Below are 26954 nucleotides of genomic sequence, written 5' to 3' on the forward strand. Positions count from 1 at the left end.
GTGACCCGAGCCACCGAAGCAGCAGACGCCCTCGGCCTGACCTACGAGGAGACCCGCCACGGCCGGGTGAACTCGCTGGAGGAGGCCGCCGCCGCACGCGGGATCGACCCGGCCCAGCTGATCAAGACGATCGTGGTCCGGCTCGCGGACAACGACTACCGGTTCGTCCTGGTCCCGGGCGGCCGGGAGATCGCCTGGCCGAAGCTGCGTGCCCTGCTCGGGGTGAACCGCATCTCGATGCCGGACGCCGACACCGCCCTGCAGGTGACCGGCTACGTCCGCGGCACGATCACCCCGCTCGGCAGCAACCACCCCTGGCCGGTGATCGCCGACGAGCGGGTGACCGGGACCACTTCCATCGGCGGTGGCGAGCACGGCGTCGGCCTGACCGTGGACGCCGGGGCTCTGGTGAAGACCCTCAACGCCACGGTCGCCGACGTCACCGACTAGACCAGCAACCCGCGCTGGCCGGCCCGGAGACCAGCCTGGAACCGGGTCGTCGCGTCGAGTGCCTTCAAGATCCGCTGCATCCGCCGCTCGACCGTTCGCTGCGCAACCCCGAGCCGCCGCGCGATCGCCTGATCCGTCAACCCGGCAGCCGCCAGCGCGAGCAACTGCTGGTCCTCCGCAGTCAACGGCCCGTCCGACGGCTCGACCGACAACGGCGTCGCCTGCTGCCACAACAGCTCGAACAACCGCAGCAACCCATCCAGCAGACTGCCCGACTCCACCTCGACCAACACGTCCGGTCCCGTCTGCAACAACCCAGTACGCCGGTCCACGACGACCAGCTTCAGCGGTACGTCGCGCAGCACCCTGCAACTGCTCCCCGCAGACCGAACCACAGCCACGTCGGCCGGGTTGCCCAACGCCGCGACGTCGTAGATCGTCCGATAGCCGACCCCACGGGAACGGCGCACCTCGATCGGCAGGACGGCATGCGGTGGCTTGTCGAGCACCAGTACTTCGTCCTGCGCGCTCTGCTGAGCCTGGAAGAACCGCTGGGCGACCGCCTCGGCCCCACGGATCACCATGAACGGCTCGGCCTCCCGCCGGGCCCGGAACTCCGCCGTCAGCACCGAAGCTCCCACCCGGGCCTCCACGATCGCCGCCTGCTTGCGCAGCGCGAGGAGTTCGACGGCGGCCTCCGGGACGGCCGGCGTGTACCGGGCCGGGCGCCCCGGTGTTCGGAAGGCCAGTCCAAGAGACAGCACGGATCGAAGGTGCCGGGTCACCCGGGTGACGGCCCACCCAGTGTCGGCGGCCAGGTCGGTCGCGGTTGCTTCCGGCCGGGCCAGCAGCGCCCGGTAGAGCTGCTCGTCCTCCGAGCAGACACCGAGCGCCGCAAGCACCGGCGAAGGGCGATAGCTGTGCATCAGGGCAGCGAGTGGACGTGCGGGCCGACCGTGTTCGAGAACGCGTTGCCGTTGGTCGCGTCCCAGTTGGTCGACCACGTCATCGCACCACGCAGCGTGGGCCAGGTGGTGCTCGGCTTGAAGTTGCCGCAGTTGGTGCCGCGGGTGAGGCAGTCCAGTGCGTTGTTGACGATCGTCGGCGACACGTAGCCGCTCCCAGCCGCCCGGCTCGACGCGGGCAGTCCCAGACCGACCTGGTCCGGCCGCAGCCCGTTCTGCAGCATGATGCAGGCCTGCGCTGTGATGAAGTCGACCGTGCCCTGCGAGTAGACCTGGCCGTCGCAGCCGTTCATCGAACCGGAGTTGTAGTACTGCACGTTGACGACGGTCAGGATGTCCTTGATCGCGATCGCCAGCTTGAAGTACTCGAACGAGGTGCTCTGCATGTCGATCGTCTGCGGGGCCATCGCGATGATCAGCCCGGCGCCGAACTGACTCTGCAGACTCCGCAGTGCCTGACCCATGTACTGCGCGTTGACCCCGTTCTCCAGGTCGATGTCGATCCCGTCGAACCCGTACTCCCGCAGTACCGAAAGCGCGCTGTTGGCGAAGTTGGTGGCCGCGGTGGCGTTGCCGACCGAGATCGTGCCGTTCTGGCCGCCGACCGACAGGATGACCTTCTTGCCGGCCGCCTTCTTCGCGGCGACGTCGGCCTTGAACTCGGCGGCGGGGTAGTTCAGGCCCTGGTCGACGGTGAAGGTGATCCCACCGGGCCGGCTCGGATCGGCATCGGCGAAGGCGACCGCGATCACGTCGTACTCCGCCTGGACGTCGCGGATCCGCTGGACCGTGGCGCCGTTGTCGAAGTTCTGCCAGTAGCCGGTCAGGATGTGCTTCGGCAGGGTGGCCGGCGGATCGACCGGTCCGCTCGAGGTGGTGCCGGACACCGTCGCGCCATACGGCGAGCAGTTGCCGGACGGGTCGCAGGCCCGGACCTTGAAGCTGTAGGTGGTACTCGGGCTCAGACCAGTCGCGGTCCAGCTGGTCACGTTGCCGACGCGCTGGGCGGGCTCAGACCCGCGCACCACGTCGTAGTGGTCTATGCCGTTCGCGTCGGACGCGGCAGACCAGTCGAGCCGCAGGGAGCTGGACGTCGGGCTGCCCACCGTGAGACCACCCGGAGTGGTCGGCGCTGTCGTGTCCGGTGGCGGCCCGGTCCCGCCCGGCCCATCCAGTACGACGTCGTCCGCCTGGTACGCCGGGAGTCCGTACCACCCGTGCAGGTAGATCGTCACCGTGGCGGCCGACGCACTCGTGGTGAAGGTCGTGGTCAGCTGGTTCCACGCGGTGTTCGTGCTCCACGTGCTCGTGTACGCGTCGGCACCCAGGTAGACGTTCGAGCCCTTGACCCAGGCGGACAGGGTGTACGTCGAGCTGGGCTGGACCGAGACGGTGTAGCCGCAGCGGGCGTTGTCGCCGGCGGTCGGGCTGCCCTGGAGCGCCCAGCTGCCGGTGTGGGCGGATGCACTGACGGCGCCGGTCCCGGCCGAGCACGACCAGCCGGCCAGGTTGCCGGTTTCGAAGGTTCCGTTCGTGACGAGGTTGGTGGCGGCGGAGCTGGAGCCGGGCACCAGCAATAGGCCCATTAGGGCGAATAGAAGCGTGAGCAGGACGGTGATGATCGCGGCCTCGGGGCGGCGGCTTCGCGGGTTCATAGGACACAAACTGTGACCGCGCGACTACATTGTCAAGACCCTGCATAAAGTGGAAACGCTCTCACGCCCGGCGAAAGTGAAGAAAATACATTCTTTTGAGGTTTCTCGATCGGAATCGGCAACCAAAACCGAGATCGCCGCATCTAGAAGTCCGGGGGGAACCGTGCCCAGGAAAGGCGACGGCCCCCGGCGGGGGGGTGACCGGGGGCCGTCTTCGGCCACGGGCTCGGGGGGAGGAGCCGGGGGCCGATCAGGAGGCGACAGTCTGCCACTGTCAGGAGGTATGTACCCCCCGATACCGAAGCTCACACATCTCAGTTCTGTTGCGAACCGGGACGTCTGACCCCCGGGTCCGGGCCCTCTTTCGAGGCTCCCAGGCCAGTGTCACTGTCACACTGCTCACCAGTCTAACGGGATAGCAGGCCACACGAAAGGCCGGGCCCCGGCGTTTCGCCCACGGTCCTATGCTCGACGTCATGGAGCACCTGGCGACGCCCCGCGCAGCTGCCTTTTTCGACCTCGACAAGACGATCATCGCCCGCTCCAGCACGCTGGCCTTCTCCCGGCCGTTCTACGCCGGCGGCCTGATCAACCGGCGGACGGTGCTACGCAGCGCATACGCGCAGTTCGTCTACCTGCTCGGCGGCGCGGACCACGACCAGATGGAGCGGATGCGGGAGTACCTGTCCGCGATGTGCACCGGCTGGGACGTCGCCACGGTCCGGTCGATCGTGGCCGACACGCTGCACCACATCGTCGAGCCGATCGTGTACGCCGAGGCCGTGGCGCTGATCGAGGAGCACCACGCGGCCGGCCGGGAGGTGGTGATCATCTCCTCGTCCGGCTCCGAGGTGGTCGAGCCGATCGGCGCGATGCTCGGCGCCGACAAGGTGATCGCCACCCGGATGGTAGTTGCCGACGGCAAGTACACCGGTGAGATCGAGAGTTATGTCTACGGTCCACAGAAAGCGATCGCGATCACCGAGCTCGCCGCCACGGAAGGCTATGACCTGCAGGCCTCCTACGGCTACTCCGACTCGATCACCGACGAACCGATGCTGGCCGCGGTCGGGCACCCGGTCGCGGTGAACCCGGACAAAGCCCTGCGCAGATTGGCGATCTCCCGCGACTGGCCGGTGCTCGACTTCACCGAACCGGTGGCCCTGGCCGACCGCGCCCGGCTCCGCGAGGCGCGTCGTCCGGCACTCGCCGCAACCGCCTTCGGGGCCGGTCTGGTGGCCGCCGGAGTCGTTCTGTACGCCGCCCGCCGGCGGGTCCGGCCAACCGAAAGCTGACTTCCCGGCCGAACTTCTCAGCTTGATGAAGGTCCGCCAAACTCTTCCCAGAAAGGGCTTTCGGGAGTACAAAGGAATGCACAAGGGACCTCGGTTCCTGTAGAGATTGCACACCATCCCGGCACCCACGCGGCGACCAGCCCATCCCAAACGGGCAGCTCGACCCAGGCTAGTCCTGGGCGGCAGACAAGGTGCACGCTTGGTAACCAGGATGATGTGCCAGCGACCGGCGTTCTCGTGAGAGAGCGCCGTTCGCATGTCCGGACCCGTTGCTCACTTTCCTTCCGGGGCGGAGTTGTTGAGCGGTGAACGTTCGGCGGCGAGGGCAAGCACTTCACAGCTCCGGAGCAACCAGCTCTGGACTCCGGTCACCCCCTGCTCTGCGTAATCGGTCAGGCCGCGCACATATGATGCCGACAACTCCCAGTGACCGGCCTCGGGCACCGTGACCGCCACCGGATCGATGCCCCGGGCAACCAACAGGACGCGCTCGGCGGCCCGGGCGACCAGGCCGTTGGCGGTCGGGAACGGCCGGAGTACGGCGAGCTCGGCGTGCACCACGGCCGCGACGACGAGACCGGGGGCTGTGGTCGGCTGGGTGAGCGCCCGGGCCAGACCGCTCAGCCGCTCCCACATGATGTCCGCGGGTGGAGCCGCCGGGAGGCCGGGGATGTCGTCGGGCAGCGGCTCGCGGCTGGTCCGCAGGTGGCCCAACTGGTCCGCCGGACCCAGCTCGGCCGCGGCCAACTGGTGCAACCTGGTCCAGACCTGTATCGGGGCCGTGTCCGCCTGAGGCGCCAGGCTCATCAGCTCCCCGGTCATCCGGACCGCCCCCATCGCCATTGGGTCGGCGGAGCCGCGGCGTACCTGGTCGAGGGTCGCCGGGCTGCCGGCCAGCAGCGCGGATGCGTGGGCGCCCCGGAGCAGCGCCTCGGCCGTCACGTCGGCGCTGACCCTGCGCAGGCCCCGGTCGCGCAGCAGCACGTCGACCGCGTCCCGGGCAGCCCGAGCCGCCGAGCCGACCCCCTCGAGTCCGGCCAATGGCTGGAACACATCTGAACTCATGGATACAGACCCTAGGATGACCTCCCATGACCGCCAGCAGCACCGTCCCCCGGTTCAGCATCGTGGTCCCGTGTCACAACGTGCGGGCCTGGTTGCGACCGTGCCTTGACTCGGTGCTGGGTCAGTCGTTCACCGACTTCGAGATCATCGGGGTGGACGGGGCGAGCACGGACGGTAGCGGGCGGATCCTGGACGAGTACGCCGCCGCCGATCACCGGATCCGGGCGCTGCACCTGACCGAGGACGTCGGCGTCGGACCGACCCGGAACGCCGGGCTGAAGGAGTGCCGCGGCGACTACGTGCTGTTCCTGGACGCGGACGACCTCTACCTGCCCGGTTCGCTGGAGGCGCTGGCAGACCGGATCGACGCCACCGACCGGCCGGACATCGTGATGTTCGACTACGAGCGGATCTTCTGGGACGGCCGGGTGGTCCGCAACCAGCGGCACGACGCGTTCGCCCGGGACGGCGAGGGGGTCTTCACCGCGGCCGAGCGCCCCGTCTTCCTCACCTTCCTCGAGGTGGTCTGGAACAAGGCCTGCCGGCGCGACTTCCTCACCCTGCACGGCTTCCTCTTCACGGCCGGGTACTACGAGGACGCCCCGTGGACGTACTCGACCATGCTCACGGCCGAGCGGATCGCCACCCTGGACCGGGTCGTCGTGCACTACCGGCAGCACCGCACCGGCGGCAACATCCACGGCACCCGGTCCGGGAAGCACTTCGACATCTTCGACCAGTACGACCGGGTGCACGCGTTCATCACCTCCGACCCCGAGCTGGCCGGCTGGCGGCGGTTCGCCTTCGACCGGTCGCTGGACCACGTCCTCGCCGTACTGGCCAGGCCCGAGCGGATCGGGCCGGAGACCCGGGCCGAGTTCTTCCACACCGCCCACGCGTTCGCGAAGCGGTGGAAGCCGGAGGGGTACACGGCGGATCGAACCGGCCGCGGATTCAAGCGGTGGATGCTGATCCATGACGACTACGCGACGTACTCGACCCTCAAGCTGAGCTCGAAGATGCTCCAGGTCGGGAACCCGCGCAAGGCCGTCGGCAAACTGCTGAACCGCGCCGACCTGGACCCGAACCTCGCCCTGTACTGCGCGTACTGGTTCAAGCAGTACGCCTGCAACCCGCGCGCGATCTACGAGAAGGCCGCCGAACTGGCTCCGCAGTTGCGGGGGGTCTGGGTGATCGACGCGGACCACGTCGCCGCGATCCCGGAGGGCGTCGAGTATGTGGTCGCGGGCTCGCCGGCGTACGAGCGGCTGGTGCAGCGGGCGACGTACTTCGTCAGCAACATGAACCTGCCGAAGGAGCTGGAGAAGCGGGAGGGGCAGGTCCACATCCAGACCCAGCACGGGACGCCGTTGAAGACGATGGGGACGGATCTGCGGCACTTCCCGGTCGCGGCGAAGGACCTCGATCTGGACGAGCTGATGCGGCAGGCCGACCGGTGGGACTTCAACATCTCGTCGAACCGGTACTCCTCGGAGATCTGGGAGCGCACCTATCCGGCGCACTTCGAGGAGCTGCAGTACGGCTTCCCCCGCAACGACCGGCTGCTGACCGCCACGGTCGACGAGGTCCGGGCGATCCGGGCCGGGTTCGGGTTCGACGACTCGCACCTGGTCGTGTTCTACGCGCCGACCTGGCGGGACGCGACGGACGCGATCCGGACGCCGACCGGGCTGATCGATCTCGGTGGCACCGGGGTCCACCTGGACCTGGACCGGCTGGCCTCGGCCGTCGGGGATCACGGGCGGGTGCTGGTCCGGACGCACTACTCGCTCGCCAAGGGCGCGCCTGACCACGGCTCCGACCGGGTGATCGACGTATCGGATCATCCCCGCGTCGAGGATCTGATGCTCGCGGCCGACGTACTGATCTCGGACTACTCGTCGATCACCTTCGACTACGCGAACCTGGATCGGCCGATCATGTTGCTGGTCGACGACAAGGGATCGTACGACGACACCCGCGGCACGTACTTCGACATCACCGAGTTCCCGCCCGGCCTGGTCGCGCGGTCGGCCGAGGAGTTGTTCGCCGCGCTCCAGACCGGCCGGTTCGCATCGGCCGAGGCGGCCAAGCACCGGCAGCTGTTCCGGGAGAAGTTCTGCGAGTTCGACGACGGGCACGCGGCCGAGCGGGTCGTCCGGCGGGTCTTCCTCGACGAGACCGAGCTGCCGCCGATCGTCCCGCCGTCCGAAAGACGGCCGGCTCCGTCACCACATCAGCTGTAAAGAACTCAAGATCCATGGCGCGGACGTGCATAATGGTCCGCATGTCGACGAGCCCGGTGATCGTGAGCGCCCTGTGCGCCTGCGCCGGCCTGCGACGACGACGCCGCACTGTCTGAACACCCCAGCTCCCTGTTCCAGTGCCTCGTCTTTGAAGGACTCTGCCATGTCCGCTGTCCTGCCCGTCCTGTCTGCCCGGCTCACCGCGGCCGTCGAGACCACCTTCGGCCTGCCCGGCGTCGATCCCGAACTCCGGCCCGCGACCAAGCCTGAGTTCGGCCATTTCCAGACCAACCTCGCGCTGCGGCTGGCCAAGATCGTCGGCCTGCCGCCGCGGGAGATCGCAGTCCGGCTCGCCGCCGCGCTGGAGGTCAGCGACCTCTGCGCACAGCCGGAGATCGCCGGTCCCGGATTCCTCAACCTGACCTTGCTGCCCACAACTCTGGCGGCCGGAGTGAACAAGATCGGTGGCCCGCTGCGGGAGCGGGGCGAACGGGTGGTGGTCGACTACTCGCAGCCCAACGTCGCCAAGCAGATGCACGTCGGCCATCTCCGGTCGACCGTGATCGGTGATGCCCTTTGCAACGTACTGCGGTTTGCCGGCTATCAGGTGATCCGGCAGAACCACGTCGGCGACTGGGGCACCCAGTTCGGCATGATGGTCGAGCAACTTCTGGACGAGGGGACCGAGGTGGATGCCCTCGACCTGGACGGGATGCAGCTGCTCTACCAGCGGTCGCGGAAGCACTTCGACAGCGATCCGGAGTTCGCCGATCGGTCCAGGTTGCGGGTCGTCCTGCTGCAGTCCGGGGACTCGCAAACCGTGGAGATCTGGCAGCAGCTCGTCGAGTATTCGCTGACCGAGTTCGACCGGGTCTATGCGTTGCTCGGCTCACCACTCACGCGGGCGGATGTGGTCGGCGAGAGCGCGTACAACGACGCCCTGCAAGGGATCGTGGACGAACTGGCATCAGCTGGTCTGCTCACCGAGTCGGGTGGTGCGCAGTGCGCGTTCCTGCCCGGGTTCACCGGCCGGGACGGCTCGCCGTTGCCAGTGATCGTGCGGAAGTCGGACGGCGGGTTCGGCTACAGCGCGACCGATCTGGCCGCCGTGAAGCACCGGGTGGACGACCTGCACGCCGATCGGATCGTCTATGTCGTCGACCATCGGCAGTCGCTGCACTTCCAGCAGATCTTCGCGCTCGCCCGGGCCGCCGGTTGGTTGCCGCCGACAATTCCGGCCGAACACGTCGCCTTCGGCACCGTTCTCGGTCCGAACGGAAAGCCCTTCAAGACAAGGGATGGCGGCACCGTCTACTTGGTGACACTGCTCGACGAGGCGGTCGCCCGGGCCGCCGCTCTTCTTGCCGACAGACCCGGGCTCGACCAGGACACGGTCGCGCGGGCCGTCGGGATCGGCGCGATCAAGTACGCCGACCTGTCGAACGACCGGTCCAACGACTACGTGTTCGACCTCGACCGGATGGTCGCGATGACCGGCAACACGGGTCCGTACCTGCAGTACGCGCATGCCCGGTTGACCAGGATCCTCGACAAGGCCGGCGACTCACCGACGTTGGTCACCGTCCTGACCGAACCGGCCGAGCAGAGACTGGCGTTGCTCCTGGGTGGTTTCACCGACACCGTCGTACAGGTCGCTGAGACTCTGCAGCCGCATCGGTTGTGCACCTACCTGTATGACGTCGCGACCGCGCTGTCGTCGTTCTACGAGACGTGTCCGGTGCTGTCCAGTTCGGGTGAGGTCCGGGCCAGCCGGCTGGCCCTGTGTGCGGCGACCCGGAAGGTGTTGCACGATGGGCTCGGCTTGCTGGGCATCACCGCACCGGCTGCCATGTGACAAGGAGGTCACCGCATGCTGCCCTGGTCTGCCGAACTCGCCGGCCGCTTCGAGCAATCGACCTTCGACAGCACCTTGCTCCGCGGCAATCCCCTGGGCGATCCGCACGAACGACCGGTCCTCGTCTACCTGCCACCCGGGTACGACGAGTCGGAGCAGCGGTATCCGTCGATCTACGTGGCGATGGGCTACACCGGGCACCTGGGGATGTGGTGGAACCGGACGCCGTTCCGGCAGCCGTATCCCGAGTTGCTGGATGCCGTGTTCGCGACTGGTGACGTGCCGCCCGCGATCGTGGTGTTCGTCGACGCGTGGACGCGGCTCGGCGGTTCGCAGTACCTGGACTCGCCGGGGACCGGGCAGTACCACTCGCACCTGTGCGACGAGATCGTGCCGTGGGTGGACGCGAAGTACCGGACCATCGCGGATCGGGACCATCGGGCGATCACCGGTAAGTCGAGCGGCGGCTACGCGGCGATGGTGACCCCGTTGCTCCGGCCGGACGTGTTCGGGGCGTTGGCGACCCATGCGGGCGACGCGGCGTTCGAGTTGTCCTACCAGCCTGAGTTCCCGGTGCGGGCAAGGCAGTTGCGGGATCGGTACGACGGGTCGTACGAGAAGTTCTTCGCCGATATCGAGGCTCGGGCCGGGCAGACCAGTCACCAGGATCTCGAGCTGCTGGAGATGTACGGGTACGCCGCCGCGTACTCGGCCGAGGCGGACGGGACCGTCTTGTTGCCGTACGACGAGCTCGGCCGGTTGATCCCGGAGGTGTGGGAGCGATGGCTCGCGCTCGACCCGGTGGTGATGGCCGGCCAACCGCAGTACGCGGAGGCGTTGAGCTCGATGCGGGCTGTGTGGATCGACGCGGGCAAGCAGGACGAGTACTTCCTCGATCTGGGTGCGACCGCGTTCCATCAGGTCGTGCGGGAGGCCGGCGTACCGGCTGTGCAGTTCGAGTTGTTCGAGGGCAAACACGGCGGGATCGAGTACCGGTATCCGCTGGCGGTCCGGTGGTTGTGCGAACAACTGGCCGGGTAATTCGGATGCTCCCGGGCGAAACCGCCTCTACCGTCTGTGGGTATGGGGACGACTGAGGGGTGGCCGGCCCGGCTCGAGGCGCGGCCGATCGACAAGGCGGACGCGGACGCGTGGGCGGAACTGCTGGCGGCCAAGGAGAAGGTCGACCAGGAGATGGAGAACTACGACGCCGACGACCTGCTCGAGGAGCTGGCGGATCCGAAGCTGGACGCCGCGCGGGACAGCATCGGGCTGTGGTCCGGCGATCAGCTGGTCGGGTACGGCGTGGTCCGCACACCCGACCACATCGTCGACGTGCACCGGGTTCGTACCGAGGGCGCGGTCCATCCGGAGTGGCGTGGGCGTGGTGTCGGTGCCGCGTTGGTGCGCTGGCTGAACCACCGGGCCGCCGCGATGCACGAGGAACGGCAGCCCGGGACCGTCGGCGAGATCAACACCAGCGCGATCGCCTCGAACACCGGTGCGGACGAACTGCTGACCGGCTTCGGCTTCGAGCCGTGCCGGTACTTCTTCACCATGGAACGCGGATTCGGTACGCCGCTGACCGAGCTCCCGGTTCCGGACGGACTTCAGTTGGTGGCGTTCGACCCGGCGTACGACGAACCGCTGCGGCTGACGCACAACGAGGTGTTCCTGGACCACTGGGGTGCGACACCGAAGGACCCGGATTCGTGGAAGACCTGGTTCACCGGATCGCGCGCGTTCCGCGGGGACCTCTCGTATCTGGTGCTCGATGGCGAGGAGATCGTCTCGTACAGCCTGGGCTACGAGTACCTCGCGGACGCCGAGGCAACCGGGGTCCGCGAGGTGTGGGTCGGAACGGTGGGCACCCGCCGGTCGCATCGCGGTCGCGGGCTGGCCGCGGTCACCGTCGCCCGGTTGATGGTCGAGGCCGAGCGAGCCGGATACGAGCGCGCGGCGCTCGGCGTGGACGCGGAGAACCCGACCGGCGCCCTCGGCCTGTACGAGCGCCTTGGCTACGAGGTGCAGAGCAGGTTCATCACCTATCGGCTGCCGATCCAGAGCTGACCTCGAGGCCACCACCCCACCGTGGTGGCCTCGATCGTTGTGGGTCAGATGTGGGACTCGGCCACCGCCGGCTCGGCGGGTGCCACCTCGGTTGCCAGGGACTTGCCGCGGTTCCAGGGACGGACGCCGAGGACGATCACCGTGAGGGTGAGGGCCGCGTAGACCGCCGCGCCGATGAAGGCCGCGTGCACGCCGTCGGTGAGGATCTCGACCGGGTTGCCTGCAGTTGAGTTGCGGCTCGCCGTACCGAAGACGGTGACCAGGATGCCGAGACCGAGTGCGCCGCCGACCTGCTGCAGGACGTTGAGCAGACCCGATGCCGCGCCGGCGTCCTCCGGCTGGACCCCGGCCAGTGCGCTACCGGTGAGCGGGATGAAGATCAGCCCGGCGCCGGTACCGAACAACACAAGCGGGCCGACAACAGCACCGAGGTAGCTGCTGGTCGCGGTCGCCTGGGTCAGCCAGAGCATGCCCAGCAGAACCAGGACGGAACCGCTGACCATCAACTTGCCGCTCGACACCCGGCCGACCAGCCGCGGCACGATCCGGGAAGAGGCGAACAGCAGACCGGTCATCGGCAGGAAGGCCAGACCGGCCGCCAGCGGACTGAGTTTGAGCACACCCTGCAGGAACTGGGTCAGGAAGAAGAACATCCCGAACATCGTCCCCACCACGAGGAACATGGTCAGGTACGCCGCGACGCGGTCCCGGTTCGCGAACAACCGCAGCGGCACGATCGGGTGGCTCACCTTGCGCTCGACGAGCACGAACGCCACCAGCAGAACCAGGCCGGCCGCGAACGCGGCGATCACCTCGGTCGAGCCCCAGCCCGCCTCGGCGACGCGGATGAAGCCGTAGACGAGCGCGGTGATGCCGAACGTCGAGGTGAGTGCGCCGGCCACGTCGAACTTGCCGTGCTCCGGCTCGGTCTCGGACATCACCGCGCGGGCGGCGATGACCAGGCCGATACCGATCGGCACGTTGATGAACAGACCCCAGCGCCACGACACCCAGTCGGTAAGCATGCCGCCGACCACCAGGCCGACGCTGGCACCACCGGACGAGACCAGGCTGTAGAGACCGAGCGCCTTCATCCGCTCCGGACCTTCGCGGAAGGTGAGCATCAGCAGGGTCAGCGCGGCCGGTGCCGCGATCGCGCCGCCGATGCCCTGCAGGACGCGGGCGGCCAGCAGCAGTTCGGCGTTCGGGGCGATACCGCCGAGCAGCGACGCGGCGGTGAAGACGGAGACACCGGTGATGAAGACCCGGCGGCGGCCGAGCAGGTCGCCGGCCCGGGCGCCGAGCAGCAGTAGTCCGCCGAAGGCGAGGGCGTACGCGTTCTGCACCCAGGACAGGTTCGCCGGGCTGAAGTCGAGGGCTTGCTGGATCTTGGGCATTGCGATGTTCACGACGGTGCCGTCGAGGATCACCATCAACTGGGTGACCAGGATGACCGCCAGGACTACGGCCGGGCGACGCGCGGCCGGTTGTCCGCCTGATTTGGCGCCGGCCGGCGCCGCGGCTGTTGCCGACATATGAGAACTTGCTCCTTCCCCCAAAGGGGCTAGAGTGGTGACAGCGAAAAGTGGAGCGCTCCTCCGGATACGATACGGAGGCTACCTCCGCTTTTCAAGCGAATTTCAGGATGCCTTTTCGATTGGGCACTTTTCGGCTGGGCTGGTGAGGAGGTCCGGATGAGCGCGGCACGCACGGCGGCGACAGGCGCCAAGCCGGCCACGCGGGGCGACCTGCCTCCGCTGCCGGCTGCCAAGCCGACCAGGGCGGACGCCCGGCGGAACTACGACCTACTGGTCACGGCGGCGCGAGAGGCGTTCGCCGAGCACGGGACCGACACCTCGCTGGAGGAGATCGCCCGCCGGGCCGGGGTCGGGATCGGCACGCTGTACCGCCGGTTCCCGAGCCGTACGGCGCTCCTCGAGGCCGTGTACGTGGACGAGATCCAGTCCGTCTGCGACCGGGCGTACGGGTTCCACGAGAAGCTCGAGCCGTTCGAGGCGCTGGCCGCCTGGATGCGCAGCTTCGTCGGCTACAACGTGTCCAAGAAGAGCCTGTCCCACGAGCTGATGACTGCCCTGGGCAAGGACTCGGAGTTCTTCAAGTCCTGCAAGCTGAACGTCAGGGACGCCGGCGAGTTGCTGCTGAACACTGCCAAGGAGGACGGCGCCGTCCGGTCCGACCTCCGGCTGGAGGACGTGTTGCGACTGATCGGCGGCTTCACCATGCTCCCCGACATCGCCCCCGAGCAGGCCAACCGGATGCTCGACATCGTCATCGCCGGCCTGCGGAAGACTGACTAGCCCTGGTCGTTGGCCAGGTACTCCGCAAGTGCCGCGCGCCAGTCGCGCATGGTGATGCCGGCGGACTCCAGGGCCGACAAGTCGAGTGCGCTGTTCGCGGGCCGGGGCGCGATGTTCGGCTTGCCGGCGGCGTACTCGGCCGAGCTGATCGGCCGCACCTTGCACGTGGTCCCCTCGAGGATCGCGGCCGCGAAGTCCGCCCACGAAACCACCTCGCCGGCGCCGGTCGCATGGTACGTCCCGGACGGCGCATCCCTGTCCAGCAAGGCGATCAGGGCCGCCGCGAGGTCGACCGTGTACGTCGGACGCCCATACTGGTCGTCGACAACGGTGAGCTCGTCCCGATCCGCACCGAGCCGGAGCATCGTCCGGACGAAGTTGGGACCATCGCCGAAGACCCAGCTCGTGCGGACGACGTAGTACTTCGGGGCCAGTCGTGCCGCGAGTTCACCGGCGGCCTTGGTGATGCCGTAGACGCCCTGCGGATCGATCCGCTGGTCGACGGTCAGGAATCCCTCGGCGCTGTCGAACACGTAGTCCGTGCTGACGTGGACGAGCGGGATGCTGAGCCGGCGCGCGTGCCAGGCCAGGTTCGCCACGCCGCTCGCGTTCACATCCCAAGCGGACAAGGTGTTTCCGGCTTCCTCGGCCTTGTCGACTCCGGTCCAGGCGGCAGCGTTGATGATCGCCGTGACACCGGACCAGTCGAAGGAGTCGAGCGCCGTACGGTCGGTGATGTCGAGGTCGGCCGAGGTCACCGACCGAGCGGCCGGCAGTTGCGCGGCGAGTGCCTTGCCCAGCTGACCGCCGGCCCCCGTGACGAGCACGCTCATCAGCTTTCCCAGTCCGGCCGGATCGGGGTGACGGCCTCGAGCATCGGGTGCCCGGCGTCCTTGTCGCTGTAGATCAGCTGCTCCTTCGGGAACGGCCACGGCACGTTGAGCTGCGGGTCGAACAGGTTCACCAGGGTGTACTTCGCGTCCGGCGACCAGTGCGCGTTGACCAGGTAGTTGTAGACCGTGTTCGGTTCCAGCGTGCAGAAGGAGTTGCCGCAGCCGCGCGGGATGTAGAGCCCTTGCCGCGGGGTCAGCTCGAACGTCTCCAGCTTGCCGAATCCCGGGCCCTCACGCAGATCGACGATCGCGGTGAACACCTTGCCGAACGCGGGCGAGACGTACTTGTCCCACGGCTCCGCGTGGATCCCACGAGTGACGCCCGCCTCGGCGTTGTAGGAGACGTTGTTCTGTACGACGTCCAGGTGGGGCAGGCCGAGTTTCTCCAGCTTCTCCTGCTGGTAGCTCTCCTTGAACCAGCCCCGGCCGTCGTCGAACACCTGCAGTTCGACGAGCAGCACGCCCGGGATCGTGGTCTCGGTCAGGGACGGTCCGGTCATGATCCCGCCGGCGGCATCTCATAGACGGCGGCCTCCTGGTTGCGCATCCGCTCCTTGGCGAGCGGCTCCAGCGTGGTGGCGTGGGGCCGGGTGAAGTCGACCATGATCCAGCGAACACCCAACTCCTGCAGTCGGTGCGCCTTTTCGGAGTCCGGGTGCGCGACGAAACCATCGTTCAGCGCCAGGATGTCCGGTTTCCAGTAGTCGACGAAGACCGAGTCGCGGCCATTGGGACCGGCGTCGTTCGCCTCCACGGTCGGGGTCCAGGCCTCGACCAGCATCTGCCGCTCGGAGAACGCGCCGACGACGAAGCGCCGGCTGTCGCACCTCTTCGGCTCGATCGGCGTGGTGCAGTGCCGGTTCGTCATCACCAGGTCGTTGATGTCCGAGTGATCCCGAATCCAGCGGGCGGCCTCGATCTGACCCCTGCCGACCGCCTGCACCTGATTTGCAGCGACCGGTTGGAGCGGCGGGCGCACACCAGTGGTGAACTGGCCCTTCACGGCGATGGTCACCCCGCCGGCCAGGATGGCGCAGGTCACGGCGGCCGCAATGGCCGCACCCCGGAGCCGCGGCGTGATCGCCGCGGCGACCGCCCCGATCACCAGCAGGATCAGCAGCGAGAGCCCAATCAACTTGCTCGCATGGATGAGGTCACCGTGGTTCGGCCTGATCTCACCGACGAGCGCGACGGGCAACAGGATCATGGCCGGACCCAGCACCACTCCGAGCGCGATCGCCCACCGGCCACGCTTGCCGAGATCGTCGACCATGACGACCAGACCAAGCGCCGAACCGAGAGCCAGCAGCGGCCCGCCGGTGCGGGCGAAGTACCACTGGCTCAATCCCGGGTGCGTGAACACCGCGACGGCGAACGCACCGGCGAGACCGCCGCCGAGAAGCACCCAGGTGATCGGATCGCGCCGCCCGGCCGCCGTCTTGAGGCGCCACAGCAGTCCGGTCCCGCGGGCCATGATGGCCAGCACCGCGAGCAGGGAGGAGATTGTCATCGTCGTCGTCGTGACGGCGCCGAGCCGGGTGATCGAGGGGGTCTGCATCGCCGCGTCGTGGAACTGGACGTGTAGGCCGGAGGACGATCCCCGGAAGACGAACACGTAGGCCACGACCAAGGTGCCGACGCACAGCACGCCGTCCACCAGTAACGTGCGCAACCGCGACCGGTCGACCAGGATCATCGCCACGAAGGCCAGGCCCAGCCCGGCGACCAGCAGCGGAATCGTCGAGCCCTTGGTGCCGGCGGCGGCGATGCCCAGCAACGGGATCATCACCAGCCCGACCCGCGACATCTCGCCCCGCGCGTGCAGCCAGAGCAGCACCACGATCGCGATCATCAGCGGGATCGACGGCGCGAGGCTGGGCGAGATCGGAGAGACCGGGAAGGCCGGCGTGTACATCCCAAGCAGGTTCAGCTCGGAGCCCGCCATGGTCAGCAGCGCGGCCACGGGTCCGGCCCAGGCACGCCCGGTCAGCCGGACGGCGGCGGCGGCCACCACCAGCACGATCGTCAACGGCATCAGGGCCGGCAGGAAGCGGAAGATCACCTCGTCCAGGCCGGCGCCCGAAACGGTCGCGAGCTGGGCGACGTGGGCGTGGCCGAACCAGTGGTACGCCATCTCGGTGCCCTGCACCCACGGGAAGCTGACCGGACCGCGGTGCTGGAGCTCCGCGGCCATCGCCAGGTGCAGGTAGGCGTCGACGTGCGGCGACCGGTACCCGGATGCCCAGGTCAGCGGCACGTAGTTGTAGTACCCCAGCAGATCCTTCAGATTGAACAGGGGAATCAAGCAGACGAGCGGCATCCACCAGGAGGGAAGCCGCGAGGTGCGCACCCGGCTGATCCGGTTCCGGGTCCGCCGGATCCCCAGCAGCGCGACCACGATGACGATCGGGACCGCGAGGTCGATCCAGGGCTGCTGCGTCCAGCCGGCCACGATCTGGGAACCAATCGCCAGCATGAAGCCGATGGCGAGGCCGATCATCACGTCCTCGATCCACCAGCCCTTCACCGGCCGGATCGTCCGCCAAATCAGTGCTCCCGGCAACAACTGGGTGAGCACCAGGCCCGCCAGCGCCGCGAGCGCGCTGCCCACCGGCAGGTCGGCCCGAATGGCTGTGCCCAGGTAGAAGGCGGTCGCGACGAGGAGAACCAGAGCGCCGGTCCAGTCCGAGATCCGTCGGCCGATCCGGCCGTCGGTCTCCGGAGGAGCCGCCGCCACCGGCGACGACAACTCAGCGGTCTGTGACATCGGGCTCCTAACGAACACAGGGTTTGGCGACCGGGCAGCAGCATAGCTCCACCGCCGCGCACCCCAGTGGAGTGTCGCGGCCGAGAACCGCGGCGCTGATACCATGACCGGCTGATACACGCCCAGTGACGGTGGGTGGACCCTCCCGCCATCCTCATCTCGATAGGTGCAGCACGTGTTCAACGGTAAAACCCTGTCCGTGGTCCTTCCGACCTACAACGAGAAGGACAGCATCGCCGACGTCATTCACCGGTTCGACAAGCTCGGCGTGGTCGACGACATCCTGGTGATCAACAACAACGCAGCGGCAGGCACCTCCGAGGAGGTCGCCGCCACCAGCGCGCGGGAGATCATAGAGACCCGACAGGGCTACGGCGCGGCGATCCAGCGCGGCCTGCGCGAGGTCGACACCGACCTGGTCTGCGTCTGCGAACCGGACGGAACGTTCAACCCCGAGGACCTGACCAAGCTTCTGTCGTTCTCGGCCGAGTGCGACGTGGTGGTCGGCTCCCGGACCGTCTCCAATTTCATCTGGGACGGCGCCAACATGGGCTGGTTCCTGCAGTTCGGCAACTGGGCCGTGGCCAAGTTCCTCGAGGTCGTCTTCAACACCGCCTCGTTGAGCGACGTCGGCTGCACCTTCCGGGTGATCACCCGCGAACACGTGCAGGAGATCCTGGACCGCTCGACGCTGCCCGGTTCGGCGTACGGGCTGGAGATGCTGCTCATCTCGGTCGTCACCCGGGCCCGGATGGTGCAGATCCCGGTCAACTACCACCCGAGGGTCGGCGTCTCCTCCGTCACCGGCGACTTCGGCAAGACGGTCACCCTCGGCCTGGAGATGATCGGCCTGGTCATCAAGACCCGCCTGAAGACCATCGGCCGCCGCCCCCGCCGCCGCGTCGCCACCACCAGCGCGGAAGCCTGACCTTCCCGCGCCGCGCGAGACGGGCGGCAATGTCACCAGAAGCGCCATAGCCGGGGGACAGAAACAGTCATCAGCGGGAGAGCGGGCGGCTGGGAAAGTTGGGCGTGGGTTGGCGGCGGTCAGGCCTGCGGTCCAGCCGGCGTTGTTGGTGACTCTGGTGCGGCGGGTGAATGTTGTTGGGAAGAGTTGCGTAGAGAGGGCGTCGACTCGGTTGCTGGCGTCTGGTCAGGGCTGGGAGGAGGCCGTCTTGGTATCCTTCCGGTACGGCGGCGTGGATGGCTTACGTGTCGAACTACTTTGAAACGCGTCTGGCGCGCAGCGCGAACCGGACCAAGATCTGGCAGCACCTCTGCAACTACCTGCAGAGATGGATCCGTACGGACGCCGAGGTCCTCGAGCTCGGCGCGGGCTGGTGCGACTTCTCGAACAACGTGACGGCCAAGCGGGTCGTCGCGATGGACCTGGACAGCACGGTCGACCGGGCCGCCGCGGAGCACGTCGAGCCGGTGATCGGCGACTGCACCGACCTCGGCAAGTTCGAGGACGGCAGCTTCGACGTGGTGTTCGCCTCCAACCTGCTGGAGCACCTGGAGCGGGAGGCCTCGAACCGCCTGCTCGCGGAGGCCAAGCGGGTACTGCGTCCCGGCGGCCGGCTGATTCTGATGCAACCCAACTTCCGGCTCAACCCAGGCCGATACTTCGACGACTTCACCCATGTCTCGATCTTCACCGACCAGTCCCTGCAGGACTACTTGGTCGCCGAGGGCTGGAAGATCGACGCGGTCAAGGCGAAGTTCATGCCACTGACGCTGAAGTCCAAGGGCGGCAACCTGACCTTCGTGGTCCCGTGGTACCTGCGCTCCCCGATCAAGCCGCTGGCCGGCCAGATGCTCGTCGTCGCGTCCCGCTGACAAACTCTCCGGAAAACCCAGTAGTGCAGAAACGCGTTCAACCGGAAACCCGGTCCGTGGTCCTTCGACGTACAACGAGAAGGACAGCATCGCCGACGGCCACAATCAACCCCGGACTCCGGCCCGACTCGGTACAATCCAGTCTGGTCAAGGACGAAGACCCCCGCCGTTCCGCGAACCTCTCGCGTCAGACCCAGGCCGGACGATGCCGACGAACTGGGCCAGGTAGTACGGCACATCGCTAGAGCAGACGGCGGCCTCGATGTCTCCAGCAAACGCGACCGCGAGTACTACGGATCCTTCAAGGAATCCACGACGAAGCAGCCGGCCGGGCTACGCCTTCGGGCCAGTCCGTGGAGACGAGCCGAGGGTACCGAATCGCCCATCGGCGAGGACACCTTCGACCTCACCATCTTCGAGGATTACGACAGACCAGTTACCCGCGCGACAGCAGCAGCCGCTGGCGTCGGATCCTCGGTCGGCGCAGCCACCGCCGGTTGCCGCGCCTCCAGCGCCGTCGCCTGCAACGCCAACGACACCACCGCCGCAACCACCCGCGGGAACCTCTGGACACGAGCACGCTGAGAACGATCCAAAACAAACACGGGCGACTCCCCAGGCCTCACGCCGACCGCGGCACGCCGGCGGATAGGGCGGGTCCCCGGGCGGGTCAGCGCTCGCTACATCCTTGTCCGAGCCCTCAGCGTTACAAAGTTGCAACAAGCTCCAACCTGCTGGCAGGCCATTGACATCCCGTACAGCCCTTGTTACGACACGATCGGAATAGGTCATCTGCGCCAGTACGCCTGACATTCCACGACCATGGGGCGGTTGTCCCTGCCCCACGCCGACCGCCCCGATCGTCATCGGCCGCCGCACTGGCCGCAAGCCGCAAAACGTCAGCACCGCCTGACCTGACCGTCGGCCCCCTCCTGCCTGGACCAAGCGGCGGCCGAGGGCCTGCGCGGCCTCGGCGAGTTCTGCGGGGCTGATGATGTGGAACGGCGCTTCGACCAGCGTGAGGCGGTTGGCGTACCACCCCGGCTCGTCGGTGCTGCCGATCAGGCGGGTGTGATCGTCGTCGATCTCCTCCAGCCGGCCGAGGTTGCGCGGGATCCACTGCGCGACGGTCTTGAGCGGGGCATCGACAACGACTTCGACCTGGTACTTCCAGCCTTCCGCGAGGTGCTCCTCGATCGTCCGGAACGGGTCGAGCTGAGCCGGTGGGACGAACGTGTCCGGCAGGGTGTCGATTTTGGTCATCCGGTCGATTCGCAGTACGCGGCGGGCTTCCTTCGTGTGTGACCAGCAGAGCAGATACCACCGTCCGTGGCGCACGGAGACCGCCCACGGATCGACCTCCATCGGATAGCCATCCCCTGTGCCGTAACGGATCCGAACCCGATGGCGTGCCGCTGCGCTCTGCACGAGAACGGCGGTGATCTCGGGATCGGGGTTGGTTGCCCCGGCGCCCGCGCGGGGCGTGATCATCTGCCGGATCGCCTCGGCTGGATATTCTGGTCCGGCGGTACTGCGGATCCGGCGCGCGTGTGGTGCGCCGTACCGGGAAGGGGGAAGAGGCGGGCCAGGCCGGCACTGCAAGCTCGAGGCCGGTGTGGAACCGTTGCTGCTTGCAGTGATCGCCGCCGAACACCGCTCCTACAAGGCAAAGCCGGCCACATTACCCGAGCATGTGTGCCTCTCCTCGGCTTCCTGTGGGTCTGCCAGTCGTCGGGGTGGGGGTTCTTGTTGTCTGCTTGGGTTCCGCCGTGTCGGCCGGTCGAACAGGGGACGCGCACGTGTTCGCGCCCTAGGTTCGGGAGTTGCTGAGACAACCGAACGAGGAGCGACGCATGTGCGCGTCACAACAGTATTCAACAGGGTCCTGAGGCTGGATGGCGCGTCGGCGGTGGGCGTTGCGTTCACCGATGACGGGGCGGCCGTGACGCTGCGCCGCCGCGCGACGTTGCAGCGGGTACGGGTGCTGAAGGCGGCCACAGGATGATCCCGCGAGGTATCGACCGTCCCGATCCGTTGCCCAATCGGGACCCAGCTGTCCACCGTTTGTACGTCGTTCTTGGATCTACTCACTCACCCGCGCGGCGCTCCTGTGGTGGCCGAGGCCAGCGCCTTATTCGGCCCAGGGTCCATTCGGCGCCGTCATCCTCATCATCCAGTAGCTCGATGGGATATGGGTGGCATCATTGATGACCTTGCCCTCGACCTGGCCGAAGGACTGCATGGCGAGCTTCTCGAACGCCGCCGGCTCCCGGACGTACTCGCCGCGGTCGTTCGCCGACATCCACCGCGAGATCCGGCCCTGGGTTGGCTCGAAGCAGGTGTCGACGCTGATCACCCGGCCGCCGGGACTCAGCACGCTCGCGGCCAGGTTGAGCAGACGTGTGCACTGCTCGTCCGACAGGTGGTGCAGGAGCCCGAGCAGCAGCACCACGTCGATCGGCGGCAGCGACCGGGCAGCGGCTTCGTCGAAGTTGCCGCAATGGAAGCTGGCGTTCGCACCGCCGAAGTGCTCCTCGGCCCAGTCGATGTACCGCGCATCTGTGTCGAACCCGTGGTAGTCCAGCGGCTGGGGCAGACGCGGGAAGTAGTACGCAGGGCCGCAGCCGACGTCCAGGACGGTTTCACCCGGACGGATCTCCTCGATGCAGCGGTATCGCAAGCGGTCGGCGCCGACGATGCGCTGCAGCAGGACGTAGGCGGGCACATGCCTGAGAAGGCCTTTCAGACCCTCCATTGGTATCTCCTCGGTCGGGGATTGACCATGCTTCATTGTCTCGGCACGCTAAGTCAAACGAACTGACTCAGTCCCTCAGCTCGTAGACGATGACTTGCCCTCGGGTATAACGCCGGTCGGCGAGCCGGTCGAGAGTGCGCTCGGCGACGACCCTGTGGGCTCGCTTGTCCGCGAAGACCCAACGGACGCCGTGATCGCGGCGCAGGGTCTCCAGCAAATCAGGCGTTGGCGCCGTGAGTGCCTTCCTTGTCAGCTCCACCCGGTCAGGCCAGGGCGACGGCAGCAGGCTGGAGCCGACGTTCCCCTCGCCTTGGTTGGCCAGCGACTGCTGCGTGTAGGCCCAGCCCTCCATCAGCGTTCGGTGACCGCCGACACCGCTGACCAGGTAGCCACGCGCGTCACAGGCCGGACGAGGTTGTTGTCGCGACAGGCAGGCGGTGTTCGTCACGACCACGTCGTACCGTCCCGCGTTGCGCTCCAGCCACAGCGCGGCTTGGATCTCGTCCGTGGTGAACAACGGTACCGCCGGAATCTGCCGGGGCTCCCCGGTGAGCGCGTCCGCGGCATTTCGCCACTCCGACCAGGGCCGGCTGGGCAGGGCGAGGCCGACCGCGACGCACATCAGCAAGGCCAGGCCGAGGCCACGGACCTGCGGACGGACGGCGCGAAGGACCAGCCAGCCGAGCAGCCCGACCGCGAGCGCCGCCGCAAGCAGGAGCATCGGCACAGTTACCGCCCGCGTGATCTCCGCCGGGGAGACAGGCCGGGCTTCGCTGTTGCCGAACGCCAGGATCGCCAGAGCGAGCGCCGCACCGGCCAGCAGGCCACCGGCGATGATCACCCGACGGGCCACGCGGCGGCGTCCGGTGACTGCGCCGTGGACCACGTATCCCGCTGCGACGCCGGCGAAGGGCAGCGCGCCGCCGAGGAAGTAGTACTGACCTAGGCTCGGATGGTCGACCACCAGGAATCCGAGCATGGAGGCGATGAGCGCGCCGACCAGCCACCACTGCGCCGGATCGGTACGGGTCCGGCGCTGTGCCAGACCCAGGAACGACACGGCCACCACCGCTCTGCTCACCACGACGGACACAAGGATCGCGATCGCCCAGGTCAGCGTCTGCTGGTCAGCGTCGCGGAGCCCTGCGATGATCCATCCGCCCGGCGCCGGAACGGCGGTGTCACCGGTCAGAGCGGTGTATCCCGGGACGGCCCGCAAGAACCCGAACAGGCGCAGCGGAGTACCTGCGGTGCTGCCCGCCACAGTCAGCATCGACGCCACCATCACACCGACCAGTGCGACGCCGAAGCCGACGGCCGGCCACGGGATGCGCCTGTTCCGCGCCAGCAGGAACAGGGCCGCCAGGCCGGTTCCGCCGAGCAGCAGCGGCACAGCGGTGGGTTTGGAGCCGGCGGCTACGCAGACGACCAGCAGCACGAGCACCCAGGACCGTCGCGGGGCACCGCGGTACAAGGCGCCGATCAGCAGCGCCGCGGCTCCGACGCTGACCGTCGTCCCGAAGGACTGCGACGGGCTCAGGAAAACGAGTGGTGAGCCCCCGACGCCGCCGACGTACTCCCAGATTGCGACCCGCTGGACGACCACCGTCAGCGCGACCGCGAGCGGGGCGGTCCACCAGGCACCGCTGACCTGGCGCGCGAGTGCAGCCACCGCGAGGACGAGCCCGATGATGATCGGGGCGAACCACAGCCTGAACAGCACGAATCGGGGGTCGATCCCGGCGATCTGTGCGGCCGACGCCAGGTGTGCGTCGGCGAACCAGTGGTACTGCATCGTCTCGCCCGCCACCTGCGGAATCTGCGGCGGGACGGAGCGGCCGAGCTCGTACACGATGCTCAGGTGCCAGAGCATGTCCTGGTAGTAGTTGCCGCCGTACTTGGGGACCGGCGAGGCGCTGACCGAGGAACCGTAGTACATCAGCAAAGTCGCCGACATGAGGAGCGATAGCGTGGCGCCCCAGGCGAGTGGCAGCCGCGGCGCGTTCTGCGCCCGCCAGTGGCGCCGTAACCGCGGTACCGCGGCGAAGACGACCAGCACCGCCGCAGGCCACACCACCAACCACTGTTGCATCCCAACGGCCGTGAACAAGGCCCATCCCGGCAACTCGTAGGAGAGCCCCACGACGATGCCGATGCCCACGTCCTCCGGCCAGGTCCGCCGGCCCGGCGCGAAAGCTCGCAGCAGCAGCACTCCCGGCAGCACCACACAGCCTGTGAAGTAGGCCGAGTAGCGGAGGATGTGGCCGTCCCCCACCCCCGTGCCTGCCAGTACCCAGTACAAGGTCACCGCGGGGAGCAGCCAGACGAGCGCACCCACGAACGGTGGCCCGGTAAACCTGCCAGACCCGTCCGTCATGGCGCGGAGTCGCTACGCCCAGCGGTCCCCTTACGGTCGGTGACAGACGCGGCGACCTGGTAGGACAGAACGCCGTCGACGACCCGGCCCTGCTCTTCTGCGGTCAGCTGGGTGAACCGTGGCAGCCGGACCAGCGACCCGCTGACCCGGTCGGTCACCGCACAACGCCCGGGCCCCGGCCCCGCTCCCGGCGGCGAGGTCGCCATCAAACCCAACGACCCCAGCGGATGGCCATCATAGGAACTACCAAAGCCATGTGCACCCTTGGTGAGAGGAATCAGGTCGGACATAGTGGTGAAGCCTAACCGTTGCTGACAGCTGTTAGGCGAGTACGCGGAGTCTTTCAGGATCCAGGGTGCTTGCATGTCGATGTGATGCCCGGCCGCGACCCGGGCGTTCAGTTCGGCAGCCAGGCTCTCCGCGTCGGCCTGCTCGAGGTCGTCCGGGTACACGCGGCACTGGCCAGGTCGACCACCACGTACCCGTCAGGCGTGGGTTGCGCAGAGAGCCGTTCCACTCCTCGATTCGAACATGTGCGCCTCTCTGGATGGCGCGTCGGCGGTGGGTGTTGCGTTCACCGATGACGGGGCGGTCGTGAGGCTGCGCCGCCGCGCGACGTTGCACCGGTGCCCGTGCGGTAGCAGAGCCCCCACCCTCTCAGGCACCACCGCCTGACCCACCGAACCATCGCAACCCCGGGCCGTCTCTACCGCCGAGGCGTCACGGCCTGGGGTTTGCGCTTGCCCGGACAAGGCGGTCCCCCAAGGCCTGGGCTGCCTCGCAGAGTTCTGTGGGGCTGAGGATGTGGAACGGGGCCTCGATCAGGGTGAGGCGCTGGGCGTACCAGTCCGGCTCGTCGGTGCTGCCGATCAGCCTGGTGTGCTCGTCGTCGATCTCCTCCAGCCGGCCGAGGTTGCGCGGGACCCACTGCGCGACAGCCTTGACCGAGGCCTCGACGACCACCTCCACCTGGTACTTCCAGCCTTCCGCGAGGTGCTCCTCGATCGCCCGGAACGGGTCGAGACCGGCTGGCGGCTCAAACGTGTCCGGCAAGGTGTCGACACGGCTCACCCGGTCGACTCGTAGTACCCGGCGGGCGTCCTTCGTGTGTGACCAGCAGAGCAGGTACCAACGTCCGTGGCGGACCGAGACGGCCCACGGATCGACCTCCATCGGGTACCCCTCCCCCGTGCCGTAGAGGATCCGCAGCCGTTGGTGGGCGGCCGAACTCTGCACGAGAGCGGCGGTGATCTCGGGATCCGGGTTGGTCGCGCCGGCACCCGTACGCGCCGGGATCATCTGCCGGATCGCCTCGGCCGGCTTGGCGACCGGGGCCGGCAGGACGCGGAGGATCTTGTCGAGCGCGCTGCCGGCCGGATCTCCCGCGTCGGCGGCCCGGCGATTCCCCTCCAGCGCCGCCATCATCAGTCCGAGTGCCTCGGCGGTGGAGAACATCAACGGTGGCAGCCGGAATCCCCGGCCGATCCGGTACCCGCCGTACCGGCCCGGGGTGGACTCGATCGGGATGCCGGTCTCGCGCAGGATCCCGACGTACCGGCGGGCGGCCCGGTCGGAGACGCCGAGCCGGTCGGCCAGGCGTTCGCCGGAGATGCCGGGCTGGTTCTGGATCAACTCGAGCGCCAGCAGGGCACGCGCGGTCGGGCTCGACTCCTCCATGATCATCTCGCCTTCCCGGAAGTGGATCGTCCGGAATAGAGGATATCTTCTCCGCCATGACTGACAACGGGAATGTTCTCGCCGATCCGCCGGTCGCCGGCAACGAGATCGACACTCTGCTGGGCGCCCTGGCGCGCAACCGGGCCACCTTCGCCTGGAAGTGCGGCGACCTGGACGCGGCCGGCCTGCAAGCGCGGCTGGCCCCGTCCACCATGTCCCTCGGCGGACTCGTCAAGCACTTGGCCGAGGTCGAGGACGACATGTTCTCCCGCCGCCTGCTCGGCGAGGAGCCGGCCGAGCCCTGGAACACCGTCGACTGGGACGCCAACCCCGACTGGGCCTGGACCTCCGCCGCCGACGACACCCCCCGAGCAGGTCTACGCGATCTGGCAGCGAGCCGTCGACCGCTCCCGAGCCGCCGTCGACAAGACCCTCGCGAACGGCGACCTGGACCAACTCACCCCCTGGTCCAACTCCCGCGGCGAATCCCCCAACCTCCGCCGAATCCTCGTCGACATGATCGAGGAATACGCCCGCCACACCGGCCACGCCGACCTCATCCGCGAATCAGTAGACGGCCTGACCGGCGAAGACAGCCCCCGCTGACGGGTTCTTGGACCGATGGCGGGTTACAGAGCCTGTTGGGAAATGGTTTGGCTAGCGGAGGTCAGGGGTGTGGTGGGGTCGTGTCTCTCCGGGGGGTGCCCCCGGGGGCTAGGTGGTGCAG

Annotated in this window: 23 protein-coding genes and 1 pseudogene; 12 read left to right on the top strand and 12 right to left on the bottom strand. The window is 68.0% G+C overall.

Annotated elements, in window-relative coordinates; genetic code table 11:
- Entirely contained in the window at positions 1-450 is a 450-nt protein-coding gene (locus tag EV643_RS11685) for an aminoacyl-tRNA deacylase (RefSeq protein WP_133800020.1), read from the top strand.
- Here the strand turns inward: EV643_RS11685 and EV643_RS46675 are convergent.
- Both EV643_RS46675 and EV643_RS11695 read right to left on the bottom strand, forming a co-directional pair.
- Positions 447-1376, bottom strand: a complete 930-nt coding sequence (locus tag EV643_RS46675; RefSeq protein WP_133800021.1) for a helix-turn-helix domain-containing protein — start codon at positions 1374-1376, stop codon at positions 447-449. The genes EV643_RS11685 and EV643_RS46675 overlap by 4 nt on opposite strands.
- The gene (locus tag EV643_RS11695; protein ID WP_133800022.1) at positions 1376-3070 is read right to left on the bottom strand and encodes a chitinase; all 1695 of its coding nucleotides are present in this window, start codon (positions 3068-3070) and stop codon (positions 1376-1378) included. The genes EV643_RS46675 and EV643_RS11695 overlap by 1 nt, the downstream gene beginning before the upstream one ends.
- 476 nt (positions 3071-3546) lie before the next feature.
- Between EV643_RS11695 and EV643_RS11700 the strand changes: the two genes are divergently transcribed.
- The gene (locus tag EV643_RS11700; RefSeq protein ID WP_238165517.1) at positions 3547-4365 is read left to right on the top strand and encodes an HAD family hydrolase; all 819 of its coding nucleotides are present in this window, start codon (positions 3547-3549) and stop codon (positions 4363-4365) included.
- A 273-nt stretch (positions 4366-4638) separates the two neighbouring features.
- Here the strand turns inward: EV643_RS11700 and EV643_RS11705 are convergent, their stop codons facing one another.
- Positions 4639-5430 (bottom strand): Fic family protein, encoded by a 792-nt coding sequence (locus EV643_RS11705; protein ID WP_133800024.1) that lies wholly within the window; start codon positions 5428-5430, stop codon positions 4639-4641.
- A gap of 26 nt (positions 5431-5456) precedes the next feature.
- Between EV643_RS11705 and EV643_RS11710 the strand changes: the two genes are divergently transcribed.
- From EV643_RS11710 to EV643_RS11725, 4 genes are all read left to right on the top strand, one after another.
- The gene (locus EV643_RS11710) at positions 5457-7676 is read left to right on the top strand and encodes a bifunctional glycosyltransferase/CDP-glycerol:glycerophosphate glycerophosphotransferase (protein WP_133800025.1); all 2220 of its coding nucleotides are present in this window, start codon (positions 5457-5459) and stop codon (positions 7674-7676) included.
- Between the two features lie 163 nt (positions 7677-7839).
- Positions 7840-9531: an arginine--tRNA ligase gene (gene argS, locus EV643_RS11715; RefSeq protein WP_133800026.1), complete on the top strand. Its 1692-nt coding sequence runs from the start codon at positions 7840-7842 to the stop codon at positions 9529-9531.
- A 15-nt stretch (positions 9532-9546) separates the two neighbouring features.
- Positions 9547-10572, top strand: coding sequence for an alpha/beta hydrolase (locus tag EV643_RS11720; RefSeq protein WP_133800027.1), 1026 nt, complete (start codon positions 9547-9549; stop codon positions 10570-10572).
- 42 nt (positions 10573-10614) lie between these two features.
- Positions 10615-11601 carry a GNAT family N-acetyltransferase gene (locus EV643_RS11725; protein WP_133800028.1) on the top strand — a complete coding sequence of 329 codons (987 nt, stop codon included), beginning with the start codon at positions 10615-10617 and terminating at the stop codon, positions 11599-11601.
- 44 nt (positions 11602-11645) lie between these two features.
- Here the strand turns inward: EV643_RS11725 and EV643_RS11730 are convergent, their stop codons facing one another.
- A complete protein-coding gene (locus tag EV643_RS11730) occupies positions 11646-13136 on the bottom strand; it encodes an MFS transporter (protein WP_133800029.1) in 1491 nt (496 codons plus the stop codon).
- Positions 13137-13295: 159 nt separating this feature from the next.
- On the opposite strand from EV643_RS11730, the gene EV643_RS11735 reads away from it, so the two are divergent.
- Positions 13296-13919 carry a TetR/AcrR family transcriptional regulator gene (locus EV643_RS11735; RefSeq protein WP_133800030.1) on the top strand — a complete coding sequence of 208 codons (624 nt, stop codon included), beginning with the start codon at positions 13296-13298 and terminating at the stop codon, positions 13917-13919.
- Here EV643_RS11735 and rfbD read toward each other — a convergent pair.
- From rfbD to EV643_RS11750, 3 genes are read right to left on the bottom strand one after another with little or no spacing between them, the layout of a single operon-like run.
- Positions 13916-14752, bottom strand: coding sequence for a dTDP-4-dehydrorhamnose reductase (gene rfbD, locus EV643_RS45545; RefSeq protein WP_133800031.1), 837 nt, complete (start codon positions 14750-14752; stop codon positions 13916-13918). The genes EV643_RS11735 and rfbD overlap by 4 nt on opposite strands.
- Positions 14752-15312, bottom strand: a complete 561-nt coding sequence (locus EV643_RS45550; RefSeq protein ID WP_133800032.1) for a dTDP-4-dehydrorhamnose 3,5-epimerase family protein — start codon at positions 15310-15312, stop codon at positions 14752-14754. Before EV643_RS45550 ends, rfbD begins: the two co-directional genes overlap by 1 nt.
- Positions 15309-17579, bottom strand: a complete 2271-nt coding sequence (locus EV643_RS11750; protein WP_133800033.1) for a hypothetical protein — start codon at positions 17577-17579, stop codon at positions 15309-15311. The genes EV643_RS45550 and EV643_RS11750 overlap by 4 nt, the downstream gene beginning before the upstream one ends.
- Before the next feature lie 175 nt (positions 17580-17754).
- Between EV643_RS11750 and EV643_RS11755 the strand changes: the two genes are divergently transcribed.
- Both EV643_RS11755 and EV643_RS11760 read left to right on the top strand, forming a co-directional pair.
- On the top strand, positions 17755-18507 hold the full coding sequence (locus tag EV643_RS11755) for a glycosyltransferase family 2 protein (protein ID WP_133800034.1): 753 nt from the start codon (positions 17755-17757) through the stop codon (positions 18505-18507).
- Between the two features lie 275 nt (positions 18508-18782).
- Positions 18783-19418 (top strand): class I SAM-dependent methyltransferase, encoded by a 636-nt coding sequence (locus tag EV643_RS11760; RefSeq protein ID WP_133800035.1) that lies wholly within the window; start codon positions 18783-18785, stop codon positions 19416-19418.
- A gap of 333 nt (positions 19419-19751) precedes the next feature.
- Here EV643_RS11760 and EV643_RS44835 read toward each other — a convergent pair whose 3' ends face one another.
- Positions 19752-20909 (bottom strand): helix-turn-helix transcriptional regulator, encoded by a 1158-nt coding sequence (locus EV643_RS44835; RefSeq protein WP_202869515.1) that lies wholly within the window; start codon positions 20907-20909, stop codon positions 19752-19754.
- A 364-nt stretch (positions 20910-21273) separates the two neighbouring features.
- Between EV643_RS44835 and EV643_RS44125 the strand changes: the two genes are divergently transcribed.
- Entirely contained in the window at positions 21274-21423 is a 150-nt protein-coding gene (locus tag EV643_RS44125) for a hypothetical protein (protein WP_166665414.1), read from the top strand.
- A gap of 126 nt (positions 21424-21549) precedes the next feature.
- On the opposite strand, the gene EV643_RS11770 is transcribed toward EV643_RS44125, so the two are convergent.
- The 4 genes from EV643_RS11770 to EV643_RS11785 all read right to left on the bottom strand — a co-directional run bounded on the left by EV643_RS11770 (position 21550) and on the right by EV643_RS11785 (position 26227).
- Positions 21550-22173 carry a class I SAM-dependent methyltransferase gene (locus EV643_RS11770; protein WP_166665415.1) on the bottom strand — a complete coding sequence of 208 codons (624 nt, stop codon included), beginning with the start codon at positions 22171-22173 and terminating at the stop codon, positions 21550-21552.
- A 67-nt stretch (positions 22174-22240) separates the two neighbouring features.
- The gene (locus EV643_RS11775) at positions 22241-24550 is read right to left on the bottom strand and encodes a hypothetical protein (protein ID WP_133800037.1); all 2310 of its coding nucleotides are present in this window, start codon (positions 24548-24550) and stop codon (positions 22241-22243) included.
- A complete protein-coding gene (locus EV643_RS11780) occupies positions 24547-25002 on the bottom strand; it encodes a hypothetical protein (protein ID WP_133800038.1) in 456 nt (151 codons plus the stop codon). The genes EV643_RS11775 and EV643_RS11780 overlap by 4 nt, the downstream gene beginning before the upstream one ends.
- Positions 25003-25270: 268 nt before the next feature.
- The gene (locus EV643_RS11785) at positions 25271-26227 is read right to left on the bottom strand and encodes a helix-turn-helix transcriptional regulator (RefSeq protein ID WP_133800039.1); all 957 of its coding nucleotides are present in this window, start codon (positions 26225-26227) and stop codon (positions 25271-25273) included.
- A 56-nt stretch (positions 26228-26283) separates the two neighbouring features.
- On the opposite strand from EV643_RS11785, the pseudogene EV643_RS46890 reads away from it, so the two are divergent.
- Both EV643_RS46890 and EV643_RS46895 read left to right on the top strand, forming a co-directional pair.
- Positions 26284-26493, top strand: a pseudogene (locus tag EV643_RS46890) (mycothiol transferase); the annotation flags it as partial.
- 118 nt (positions 26494-26611) lie between these two features.
- Entirely contained in the window at positions 26612-26833 is a 222-nt protein-coding gene (locus tag EV643_RS46895) for a mycothiol transferase (RefSeq protein ID WP_370452266.1), read from the top strand.
- The last annotated feature ends 121 nt before the right edge of the window (positions 26834-26954 follow it).

Origin of the sequence: Kribbella caucasensis (assembly GCF_004361855.1) — a bacterium.
GTDB lineage: Bacteria > Actinomycetota > Actinomycetes > Propionibacteriales > Kribbellaceae > Kribbella > Kribbella caucasensis.

Excerpts from the sequence above, each read along its gene's own strand:
- EV643_RS46675 (WP_133800021.1), bottom strand. The coding sequence starts at position 1,376 with ATGCACAGCTATCGCCCTTCGCCGGTGCTTGCGGCGCTCGGTGTCTGC.
- EV643_RS11695 (WP_133800022.1), bottom strand. The coding sequence starts at position 3,070 with ATGAACCCGCGAAGCCGCCGCCCCGAGGCCGCGATCATCACCGTCCTG.
- EV643_RS11700 (WP_238165517.1), top strand. The coding sequence starts at position 3,547 with ATGGAGCACCTGGCGACGCCCCGCGCAGCTGCCTTTTTCGACCTCGAC.
- EV643_RS11705 (WP_133800024.1), bottom strand. The coding sequence starts at position 5,430 with ATGAGTTCAGATGTGTTCCAGCCATTGGCCGGACTCGAGGGGGTCGGC.
- EV643_RS11710 (WP_133800025.1), top strand. The coding sequence starts at position 5,457 with ATGACCGCCAGCAGCACCGTCCCCCGGTTCAGCATCGTGGTCCCGTGT.
- argS (WP_133800026.1), top strand. The coding sequence starts at position 7,840 with ATGTCCGCTGTCCTGCCCGTCCTGTCTGCCCGGCTCACCGCGGCCGTC.
- EV643_RS11720 (WP_133800027.1), top strand. The coding sequence starts at position 9,547 with ATGCTGCCCTGGTCTGCCGAACTCGCCGGCCGCTTCGAGCAATCGACC.
- EV643_RS11725 (WP_133800028.1), top strand. The coding sequence starts at position 10,615 with ATGGGGACGACTGAGGGGTGGCCGGCCCGGCTCGAGGCGCGGCCGATC.
- EV643_RS11730 (WP_133800029.1), bottom strand. The coding sequence starts at position 13,136 with ATGTCGGCAACAGCCGCGGCGCCGGCCGGCGCCAAATCAGGCGGACAA.
- EV643_RS11735 (WP_133800030.1), top strand. The coding sequence starts at position 13,296 with ATGAGCGCGGCACGCACGGCGGCGACAGGCGCCAAGCCGGCCACGCGG.
- rfbD (WP_133800031.1), bottom strand. The coding sequence starts at position 14,752 with ATGAGCGTGCTCGTCACGGGGGCCGGCGGTCAGCTGGGCAAGGCACTC.
- EV643_RS45550 (WP_133800032.1), bottom strand. The coding sequence starts at position 15,312 with ATGACCGGACCGTCCCTGACCGAGACCACGATCCCGGGCGTGCTGCTC.
- EV643_RS11750 (WP_133800033.1), bottom strand. The coding sequence starts at position 17,579 with ATGTCACAGACCGCTGAGTTGTCGTCGCCGGTGGCGGCGGCTCCTCCG.
- EV643_RS11760 (WP_133800035.1), top strand. The coding sequence starts at position 18,783 with ATGGCTTACGTGTCGAACTACTTTGAAACGCGTCTGGCGCGCAGCGCG.
- EV643_RS44835 (WP_202869515.1), bottom strand. The coding sequence starts at position 20,909 with ATGATCACGCCCCGCGCGGGCGCCGGGGCAACCAACCCCGATCCCGAG.
- EV643_RS11770 (WP_166665415.1), bottom strand. The coding sequence starts at position 22,173 with ATGGAGGGTCTGAAAGGCCTTCTCAGGCATGTGCCCGCCTACGTCCTG.
- EV643_RS11775 (WP_133800037.1), bottom strand. The coding sequence starts at position 24,550 with ATGACGGACGGGTCTGGCAGGTTTACCGGGCCACCGTTCGTGGGTGCG.
- EV643_RS11785 (WP_133800039.1), bottom strand. The coding sequence starts at position 26,227 with ATGGAGGAGTCGAGCCCGACCGCGCGTGCCCTGCTGGCGCTCGAGTTG.